The sequence below is a fragment of the Paraclostridium sp. genome (assembly GCF_051656405.1).
GTDB lineage: Bacteria > Bacillota > Clostridia > Peptostreptococcales > Peptostreptococcaceae > Paraclostridium.
The window spans coordinates 1-11119 of the sequence record NZ_JBOGBV010000036.1; the positions used below are offsets into that span (position 1 = coordinate 1).

Here is an 11119-nt window from a genome sequence, read left to right on the forward strand (position 1 = left end):
AGTAAACTAATAATAGAAAATAATAAAAATGAACATACATTAAGCATACTAGAAGAAATTGAAAAGATAGAAAATTATATAGAACAAGTTTTATATTACTCTAAAAGTAATGAACTAGAAAAAGATTATATAGTAAAAGAAATAAGCTTAAGGCAGTGTGTAAATAACACAATAAGAAGAAATAAAAAAGCTATAAGAGATAAAGATATATCAATAGATATACAAGACTTTAATAAGAATGTGTATTGTGATAACAAATGGGTGGAATTTATCTTAAATCAAATTATAATAAACTCAGTAAAATATATTGGAAATAAATCTATAAATAAGAAGCTATATAGAGCAAATGGGAAAATAAAAATTTATATTGAAGAACATAGCAACAGTACAGAGTTATTTATTGAAGATAATGGTATAGGGATAGATGAAAAAGATTTAAGGAAAGTATTTGAAAAAGGATTCACAGGATTAAATGGAAGAAAGCTTAAAAAATCAACTGGAATGGGGTTATACATTTCTAAAAAACTAGCAGATAAAATGTCTCTAGGTATATCCATAGATTCAAAAATAAATGAATACACAGTAGTTAAAATCACCTTCCCAGAAAATAATATGATGAAAATAATCAATAATTAATTTTTGCATAAAACTTACACCAGTGTAAGTTTTATGTAAGGTTAAGTTATTAAATAAAAACTCTAGATACTATAATCTATAAGTATAAAACAAATTCATTATCTAGAAATAGAAGATTAAATCTAAATAAGAAAAGAAAATTTAGTTTATTAATAGGTAATAGATTATACATTTTAGGGGGAGGAATATATGAACACAATACTAGAAGTTAAAAACATAGAAAAATACTATGGAAATAAAAAAAATCTAACAAAAGCAATAAATAATATATCATTTGAAGTTGATAAAGGTGAGTTTGTAGGAATAATGGGGCCAAGCGGAAGCGGAAAAACTACATTATTAAACTGTATAGCAACAATAGATAAAGTAACAACAGGGTCTATAAAGATAGATGGTAAGGATATAACTACTTTATCTAGAAAAAATATAGAGAAGTTTAGAAGAGAGAATTTAGGATTTATATTTCAAGATTTTAATTTATTAGACACGCTATCTGTATATGAAAATATATCCTTAGCGTTATCAGTTATAGGAGTCAAAGGAAAAGATATAGATATACAAGTAAAGCAAGTTGCAAATAAGTTAAATATATCAGATATACTAAATAAATTTCCTTATGAAATATCAGGAGGACAAAAACAAAGAGTAGCATCGGCAAGAGCGATAATTACAAATCCATCGTTAATATTAGCAGATGAACCAACTGGAGCTCTAGATTCTAAGTCTTCAAGAATATTACTTGAAAGTATATCAAATTTAAATGAAACTTTAAATTCTACAATAATGATGGTTACTCATGATGCTTTTACAGCGAGTTATTGTAAAAGAATATTATTTATAAAAGACGGAAAAATTTTTAATGAGCTTATAAGAGGAAACGATAGTAGAAAAGAATTTTTCAAAAGAATTTTAGAAGTAGTTACACTTCTTGGAGGTGACTGTGACAGTGTTATTTAAATTATCTTCAAGAAATGTAAAAAGAAGTATGAGAGCTTATAGTATATATTTTCTTACACTAGCATTAGGAGTTTGTGTATTTTACATATTTAACTCATTAGATTCTCAGACCATAATGATGGATTTATCAGAAAGCAAAAAGAATTATGTACACCTAATTTCACAAATAATATCTGTAGTTTCAGGATTCGTATCTTTTATTTTAGGATTTTTAGTAATATATGCAAATAATTTTATGATAAAGAAGCGAAATAAAGAATTTGGTATATATATGACATTAGGAATTAGTAAAAAAAAGATATCTATAATTTTATTTACTGAAACTATTATAATAGGAATATTGTCATTATTAGCAGGGATTTTTGTAGGAGTATTTTTATCACAAGGATTAGCTGGAATAACTGCAAAACTATTTAAAACTAGTATGACTAAATATCAATTTATATTCTCTAAAGAAGCTTGCTTAAAAACAATATTTTATTTTGGAATAATATTTATGGTAGTTATGGTATTAAATTTTATAGTGGTATCAAGATATAATTTGATTGATTTGATAAATGGGTCAAAAGCTAATCAAAAGCTTAAAAAAACAAATTTATCTATATCGGTAATACTATTTATTTTTTCTATAATTTGTTTAGGATATTCTTATAAACTTATACTAGAAAATACGTTAGTTAACTTAAATACACCAGAGTTTAAAAAGTCTATATGTTTAGGAATTATAGGTACTGTGCTATTCTTTAGAGCATTGGCAGGATTTTTAATAAAAGTTATCCAAAGTAGCAAAAACTATTACCTAAAAAATCTTAATACTTTCACATTAAGACAGTTTAATAGTAAAATAAATACTCATTATATATCTATAAGTATAATATGTTTAATGTTATTTGTAGCAATAGGGATGATGTCAACAGGAATAGGTATGAAAAATTCTTTTGAAAATACAGTAGAATTTCAAACACCATTTGATCTGTGGATGAGTATAGAAGTTAAAGGGAAAAAAGATAATATCGAAATTGATCAATACTTAAAGGAGCATGGAATAAACTTAGGTGATTATGGGAGTGATATTTTAAAGTATAATTTATATAACAGTGAGATGCCTTTCAAGAAGATGTTTAAAAATACAAATAATCAGTTTTTGAAAAAACAAATAGATGATACAGGTGATTTTAATGTACCTATAATTAAAATATCTGATTACAATAAGATTATGAAAATGCAAAATAAAAAAGGTTTAGACTTAAGAGAAGGTGAAGTTACACTACTTACTGATATGGCATCGATGGAAGAAGCAGTAAAAGATTTTATAGAAAACAATGATGATATTAAAATAAATAACAATATACTTAACGTAAATAAATCATATGAATTTGAATCAATTAAAACACTTCCGATGAGTATGAATCAGACAACTTTAATAGTTAATGATAATCAAGTCAAAGATATGAATATTTATGAAAAAAATCTAAGTCTTAACTATAAAGGAAATAAATTAGATAAAGAAAAAATGGTATCAAAAAATATTGATAAAGTAATAGAAGATACATATGGAAAAGAGAATTCACATAAAATACTTGCTATTACTAAGATATGGTGTTTTGAAAATAGTATGGCAACTTCAAATATATTCTTGTTTGTAGGACTTTATATAGGAATAGTATTTTTAATATCTAGTGCAGCAGTGCTAGCCATTAGCCAACTAGCTGGTGCCACTGAGAGTATGGAAAGATATAAGACACTTAGAAGGCTTGGCGTAAGTACGGAAATGATAAATAAATCGATATTTTTACAGGTTTTACTATACTTTATACTTCCTATTGGACTTGCATTGGTTCACAATATAGTTGGTATAAAAGTAGCAAATAATTTTATCAAAATGTTTGGAAACTATGATATGATAAGCAATAATATTATTTCAATAAGTTCAATATTAATCATATATGGTATCTACTTTTTAGCTACATATAGTGGATACAAAAGGATAGTTAATAATGATTATTAATAAATTTATTATGATTAAAAATAATAATCTACCATTTAAATACGTAAAAAAGATATTGATTATTTAATCAATATCTTTTTTACGTTTAATGAAATTATACTTGCTAAAAATTATGAATAATCCATGAAATTTAGTTATATCAATATGCTATGTTTTGAACATAAAAAAGTTTTTTGAGCAACTAAAGGGCTAACAATAAAACTTATTAGCTTTTATCAACAAATTCTGTTAAACTTAAATAACACTAATTTAAAGATAGAGGTGATTATCATAAATAATTACAAAACAACAAAAAATAATTATGAGAGTCAAGGTTCAGTTACTAACATAACAATACTTAAAAAGAATGGTTCTGAGCTTATAGCTAAAATAGATACAGAAGATTTAGAAAAGGTACAAGCTATGGGAGTTTGGTTTGCTGAATGGCATAAAGACTTTAATAGTTACTTAGTTCAAAATATAACTACAACTAAAGAAAATAAAAAAGTTAAGAGCACTAAAAGAAATATCCAATCAGTAATATTAGATACTCAATCATCAGCTCCAATTAGACATATAAATGGAGATACATTAGATAATAGAAAATCTAATTTAGAGATTGTTAATAGAAGAGAAAAAAATGAATATGAAAATATAGACGACGAAACAGTAGCTATAATACTAAAAGATAGATATGGAAAGCCACAAGCAAAGGCATTAGTATCAGTTAAAGATTTAGATAGAGTAGTAAATAAGAAGTATACATGGATATATTCAAAAGGTCATAAACAACCTAGCGTAATAGCACATATTCCAAGTGGTAAGGTATATATGGAAGATGTAATAATGAAACCTAGTGAAGAAGAAAGAGTTCATCATATAAACTTAAATCCATTAGATAATAGAAGAAAAAATTTAGAAAATAAACTAAAATAATTAAAAATTAAGTAGCAAATGGTAAATATATATATCGTTATTTTAAAAGATATGATGTATAATAGAAAAGATAAGCACTTTTTATGTTTAGATATTAAATGGCATAGGAAGTGTTTATTTTATTTTGTAAACAATTTAGATTAATATAAAAGGAAATAAAAAGGAGATATAAATGCTATTTACAGATTTAGACATAATTAAGCCAATACAAAAAGCACTAAAGGAAGAAGGCTATTTAAAACCAACACCAATACAATCAAAGTCAATAACACCATTATTAGAAGGTAGAGATTTGTTAGGATGTGCACAGACAGGTACTGGAAAAACAGCATCTTTTGCAATACCTATAATACAACAAATATATAATGATAAAAAACCACTAAAAGGTAAAAGAACTATAAAAGCGGTAATACTAGCACCTACAAGAGAATTAGCAATTCAAATAGAAGAAAACTTTGCAGCTTATGCAAGGCATACAAATATAAAAAGTTTAGTTATATTTGGAGGCGTATCTCAAAATCCTCAAACTAAAGCATTAAAGCAAGGTGTAGATATACTAATAGCAACTCCAGGTAGAATGCTTGATCTATATAATCAAAAATTCTTGAAATTAAATGATGTTAAACACTTTGTTTTAGATGAAGCTGACAGCATGTTAGATATGGGTATGATACATGATGTAAAAAGAATAATGAGCTATCTTCCAAAGGTTAGACAAAATATATTCTTCTCAGCTACTATGCCAAAGGAAATATCAAAATTAGCAGATTCAATATTTAAAAATCCAGTTAGAGTAGAGGTTGCACCAGTTTCATCAACAACTGAGATGGTTGACCAAAATATTTACTTTGTAAGTAAAAAGCAAAAGACAAACTTACTTATAGAGTTATTAAAAAGTAACCCAAAAGAATCTGTACTTGTATTTTCAAGAACAAAACATGGAGCAAATAAAATAACACAACAGCTAATATCATCATCAATAAGTGCTGCGGCAATACATGGTAATAAGTCGCAAAATGCAAGACAGCTAGCATTAAATGATTTTAAAGAAGGTAAGATTAGAGTACTGGTAGCAACTGATATAGCTGCAAGAGGAATTGATATTGATGATCTACCATATGTAATAAATTATGATTTACCAGAGGTTGCAGAGACTTATGTTCATAGAATTGGAAGAACAGGAAGAGCGGGAAGAAGTGGTAGAGCAACGGCATTTTGTGCAATGGAAGAAAGAGATCTTTATAAGGCTATAGAAAAACTTATAAATAAAAAGATTGAAGTTGTAGAAAATCACAGCTTTGTATCTAGTGCAGAGGATATAACTGTATCAGCGAATAAGAACAATAGGGGCGGAAGAAGACCTAATAAAAGTAACGGTAATAAAAGCAAAGCTAAATTTACAAATAAAAATAAAAATAAAAATAAAAATAAAAATAAAAATTAAAATGAGGTTGGCAAGATAATTTGAATTTAAGCATGATTAGTCTACACCATTGAAATTTATGAAAAAAGTATTGATTTTTTAATCAGTACTTTTTTTATTACAAGGTAATTTATATGCAATTTCAAGAAAAGTATATATGGTCAGGAAAATGGTTACCTTGATTTTCAATCGTAACTGCTATATACTATACTTAAAATTACAAATAAAAAAGAACCGTCTTTAGAGAAGGGCTTTTAGTATCGCGCTTATTGCGTTGTATGAATAGCCTTTCTTTTTTATTAGGGTTCAAAAAATATTAAGACTTTTACTTTGAAGTATTTTGACAGTCTAGTTTAAATAATCTAACTTCTATCGATTGTTTCATTGCAACGTACTGAGTTGCAATTAGGCATATATTATAAAATAATTAGGAGGAAACAAAATGGAAACTATTAATGTTCAAAAACGTAATTTTAATGTAAAGGCAAAAAAAATGAGACGACTCGGTTTAGTTCCTGGGAATGTATTCGGAAAATCTTTGACAGATCCAATATCTATTCAAATGGAAGAATCTGTTGCACGCAGATTAATTCGCCTAAATCGTGAAGGTAGTAAATTGGTGATGAATATTGAAGGACAAACAATACCGGTACAAATCAAGGAAAAATCACTGAATAGAGTGAACGATGAAATTTTAAATATTAGTTTTCAAGCATTAAGTGCAAATGAAAAGGTCAACAGTGTAATTCATATAATTGTTGTCAATGATGCGAAAATCCAAGGGGTAGTGGAGAAAATGCAGCTTGAAATTCCATATGCGTCTTTACCTAAATATATGATTGATACTATAACTATTGACGTTGATGGAATGAAGGCAGGTAATGTTATAACTGTTGGAGAAATTCCTGAACTACAGAGTGATAAAATTGAATTACAAGTTGATCCAGACAATATTGTATTGCGTATAAGTGAGAAACAGAATAATGCTGCGGAAGCTGTTGAAGGGTAAATATTATTGTACTTAAAATGAAAAAAGTCGCTTAATTAGCGACTTTTTTTAATCTAATTTTTCAGTTTTAAAATTAGAAAGAAGTAAGTTTAATTCAAATTCCATTCTAGATTTAAGATCATAACTTCCTTCATGAAGACACCAGTCAAATATGGTACCTCTAGATATTCTCATAATTATCATAGTCAAATCAAATGAAGAAATAGAGCTATTTAACTCACCACTTTTTAGTGAATCTTCTATAATTGATCTAACTTCTAATGCTATATAACGGTCAGGTTTAGTAGAATACTTTGATTCTATTGAAAGTAAATTTTTATATATTTCACTTACAAATACCCAACCAAGTTCTTCCATAACAACAGCACCTTCAACTAATAAAAATAATAATTTATCAAGATTTGAATCTAAATCTTTTGTTTCAAGTCTATCCAATACTAAAATATCAACTTGCTCATAAGCCGTGTTAATTATTTCTGATTTTGATTTAAAATGATGATAAAAAGCTCCTATTGAAATCTCTGCAGCTTGGCAGATATCTTGAATTTTTACACTATCAAATCCATTTAATTTAAAAAGTTCAGTTGCTACTTGTGTAATTCTAAGTTTGGTTGCAATAGCTTGTTTTTGTCTATTAGTTAATTTTTTCATGACAAATACCTTTCTATAGCACTGCAATGTGAATACAGTAAATTATATAATTACTTAGTATAGCATAAAAAAAGTAAATATATAATGAAAAGTTGTGAAAGAAAGCAAATGAAAACGACATGTATACATTTACAAAATATGGTAAAGATGATATATTTTAATTACAGAATGTGATTCGGTGAAATTAATTCTGTATGGAGTGTTACAAAGTTAACAAATGATGATATAAGATTAATCAAAGTAAAATAGTTGATTGTAAATATACTAAATACTTTTAACAATATCAATAAATATTAGGGGGTAAGTTTATGGAAAAGTATAAAGTTATCGAGATAAAGGAAAGTGTTTTTAAGAACAATGATGAACAAGCAGATTTACTTAGATCTGACTTAAAGAAAGATAACACTTTTTTATTAAATTTAATGTCTTCTCCTGGCTCAGGGAAGACTACAACAGTTTTAAGAACTATTGAAGCTTTAAAAGATGAGATGAAAATAGGGGTTATGGAAGCTGATATAGATTCAGATGTTGATGCTGACACTGTTTCAAAAACAGGAGCAAAGGTAATACAGTTACATACAGGTGGAATGTGTCATTTAGATGCAGATATGACTAAGCAAGGGTTAGTAGAACTTGGAACAGATGATGTGGACTTTGTAATATTAGAAAATGTGGGAAATTTAGTATGTCCAGCAGAATTTGATACTGGGTCTTCGAAAAATGCTATGATACTTAGCGTACCAGAGGGGCATGATAAACCTTTGAAATATCCATTAATATTCTCAGTAGTGGATGTGGTTTTAATAAACAAAATTGATGCTATAGAATATTTTGACTTTGATTTAAACTTAGTTAAAGAATATATTAAAAAACGAAATCCAAATGCAAAAGTTATAGATATATCAGCCAAAACTGGTGAAGGTATCGATGAATGGGCTAATTGGATAAGAGCAGAAGTAAAGGCTTGGAATAATTAATATAATATAATATAATATAAAAATTATAATTTTTAGGGGGATTAAGATGGCAGTTAAAGAAAAGGTTCTTCAATTTGCAAATCAAGTTAGTGGAAAAAAACCAGGGGCTAGAGGATACTTTGGTGAAAATGATGCACGTTATAGAATTTTAGAGCCAGTTGTAACAGATGAAATGGCAGAAGTTTTACTTTGTATGGAGATTAGAAAGAAAATAACGGCTGAGAAAGTGGCACCTTTATGTGGGAAGAGTGTTGAAAAGTGTACAGAGTTACTATTAGAATTATCAGAAATAGGGGTAGTTTTCGTTAATGAAATAGATGGTGTAGACACTTTCTGGTATGAAACTTGGGTACCAGGAATTATGGAAATGATGGTTAACAATAAGGCACAGGCTAAAAAATATCCGCAAATTCCTAAAGCATTTCATGATTATGGTGTGGAAAATGGACCAAAATCTACAGGAAGTTTTCCTCCAGGCGTAGGACTTATGCGTGTTATTCCAATAGAAACTGCAATAGATGGGGAAACAAGAAGAGCTTCATATGAGGAAATATCAAAATATTTAAATGAAAGTGATAAATTCTCTGTATCAGATTGTTCATGTCGTACAGCAAGAGAAAGTATGGGAGAAGGATGTGGACATCTAAAAGAAGATATGTGTATTCAATTAGGCCATGCAGCTGAATACTACATAAGAACAGGAAGAGGTAAAAAAATAACTAGAGAAGAGGCTTTTGAAATAATAAAAAGAGCTGAAGAAAATGGATTAATGCACCAAATACCAAACCTAGATGGATCAGGAAAAACTCATGCAATATGCAATTGCTGTGGATGTTCTTGTTTAGCACTTAAGGGTGGAAATATGTTTGCAAATACTGATATGGTACGTTCTAACTATGTATCTAAAGTAGATAAAGATAAGTGCGTTGCTTGTGGAGAGTGTGTAGTTAACTGTCCAACCAATGCCTTAAAGCTTGGTCAAAAATTATGTTCTAGCAAACCTATCGTAGATAAAATAGAAAGAAAAGAAACTCCAAGAAATACTGATTGGGGACCAGAGAGATGGAATGAAGATTATAGAATTAATAGAGAAGATGTAGTAGAAAGTGGAACAAGTCCATGTAAGACTGCATGCCCTGCTCATATAGCTGTTCAAGGATATATTAAACTTGCTTCACAAGGAAGATACAAAGAAGCTTTAGAACTTATAAAACAAGAGAATCCATTCCCAGCTATATGTGGTCGTATCTGTCCTAGAAAGTGTGAGTCAGCATGTACAAGAGGGGATATAGATTCACCAATAGCTATAGACGAGATTAAAAAGTTTGTAGCTGAACAAGACTTAAAAGAAGAGCATAGATTCGTTCCTAAAAAAAGACATAATTACGGTAAGAAGATTGCCATAATAGGTGGAGGACCTTCTGGACTTTCATGTGCATATTACTTATCAATAGATGGATACAAGGTAACGGTATTTGAAAAACAAAAAGCTCTTGGTGGGATGTTAACTTTAGGAATTCCTTCTTTCAGATTGGAAAAAGAAGTAGTTAATGCTGAAATAGAGATACTAAGACAAATGGGTGTAGAGTTTAAAACAGGTATAGAAGTAGGTAAGGATGTTACATTAGATGAATTAAGAAAAGATGGATATAAAGCTTTCTATTTAGCAATCGGGGCACAAGCTGGTAGAAGATTAAATATAGAAGGTGAAGATGCAGAAGGTGTTATACCAGGGGTAGAATTTGTACGTGATGTTAACTTAGGAGAAGATGTAAAACTAAATGGAAAAGTAGTTGTTATTGGTGGAGGAAATGTTGCGATAGACGTTGCAAGAAATGCAACAAGAGTAGGTGCAGATAGTGTAAATATGTTCTGCTTAGAAAATCGTGAACAAATGCCTGCTTTAGAAGAAGAAATAGAAGAAGCTTTAGAAGAGGATATAGTAATAAACAACTCTTGGGGGCCTAATAGAATAATTGTAGAAGACGGAAAAGTAGTAGGGGTTGAATTTAAAAAATGTGTTTCTGTGTTTGATGAAAACGGAAGATTCTCTCCAGTATTTGATGAAGATAATTTAAAAGTAGTAGACGCTGATTATGTTCTAATTTCAGTAGGTCAAAGTATTGACTGGGGTGATTTACTTAAAGGAAGCAAAGTAGAGCTAAATCCTAATAATACAATAAAAGCTGATGGATTTACTTATCAAACAAATGAACCTGATATATTTGCTGGAGGAGATTCATATACTGGTCCTAGATTTGCAATAGATGCAATAGCAGCAGGTAAGCAAGGAGCTATATCAATTCACCGTTTTGTTCAGCCAGGACAAAGTTTAGTAAATGGACGTGATAGAAGAGATTATCATGAATTTGATAAGAAAAGCTTGCAATTAGAAGGATATGACAATATGCCAAGACAAAGACCAAATCATAAATCTGGCGTAGATGCAAAAGAATCTTTCAAAGATATGCGTCTTACTTTTACAGAAGAACAAATGAAAAAAGAAACAGAAAGATGTTTAGGTTGTGGAGCTACTGTTGTAG

9 protein-coding genes are annotated in these 11119 nt (G+C 28.7%); 8 read left to right on the plus strand and 1 reads right to left on the minus strand.

What is annotated here, in order from left to right; genetic code table 11:
- The 6 genes from ACRDDE_RS05115 to ACRDDE_RS05140 all read left to right on the plus strand — a co-directional run.
- On the plus strand, nt 1–636 hold a 636-nt coding region (locus tag ACRDDE_RS05115; protein WP_438626002.1), incomplete at its 5' end, for an ATP-binding protein.
- Nucleotides 637–825: 189 nt separating this feature from the next.
- Nucleotides 826–1593, plus strand: coding sequence for an ABC transporter ATP-binding protein (locus tag ACRDDE_RS05120; protein ID WP_046822887.1), 768 nt, complete (start codon nt 826–828; stop codon nt 1591–1593).
- Nucleotides 1577–3601, plus strand: coding sequence for an FtsX-like permease family protein (locus tag ACRDDE_RS05125; RefSeq protein ID WP_152650790.1), 2025 nt, complete (start codon nt 1577–1579; stop codon nt 3599–3601). The genes ACRDDE_RS05120 and ACRDDE_RS05125 overlap by 17 nt, the downstream gene beginning before the upstream one ends.
- A 261-nt stretch (nt 3602–3862) precedes the next feature.
- Complete coding sequence (locus ACRDDE_RS05130; protein ID WP_021434070.1) at nt 3863–4516, plus strand: HNH endonuclease; 654 nt, start codon at nt 3863–3865, stop codon at nt 4514–4516.
- 172 nt (nt 4517–4688) lie between these two features.
- Nucleotides 4689–5960, plus strand: coding sequence for a DEAD/DEAH box helicase (locus ACRDDE_RS05135; protein WP_438626003.1), 1272 nt, complete (start codon nt 4689–4691; stop codon nt 5958–5960).
- Between the two features lie 421 nt (nt 5961–6381).
- On the plus strand, nt 6382–6948 hold the full coding sequence (locus tag ACRDDE_RS05140) for a 50S ribosomal protein L25/general stress protein Ctc (RefSeq protein WP_438626005.1): 567 nt from the start codon (nt 6382–6384) through the stop codon (nt 6946–6948).
- Nucleotides 6949–6996: 48 nt separating this feature from the next.
- On the opposite strand, the gene ACRDDE_RS05145 is transcribed toward ACRDDE_RS05140, so the two are convergent.
- A complete protein-coding gene (locus ACRDDE_RS05145) occupies nt 6997–7599 on the minus strand; it encodes a TetR/AcrR family transcriptional regulator (protein ID WP_438626007.1) in 603 nt (200 codons plus the stop codon).
- A 308-nt stretch (nt 7600–7907) separates the two neighbouring features.
- On the opposite strand from ACRDDE_RS05145, the gene hypB reads away from it, so the two are divergent.
- Both hypB and ACRDDE_RS05155 read left to right on the plus strand, forming a co-directional pair.
- A complete protein-coding gene (hypB, locus tag ACRDDE_RS05150; protein WP_438626009.1) occupies nt 7908–8576 on the plus strand; it encodes a hydrogenase nickel incorporation protein HypB in 669 nt (222 codons plus the stop codon).
- 46 nt (nt 8577–8622) lie between these two features.
- Nucleotides 8623–11119: FAD-dependent oxidoreductase (locus tag ACRDDE_RS05155; protein WP_438626011.1), on the plus strand; the 2497-nt coding region annotated here is incomplete at its 3' end.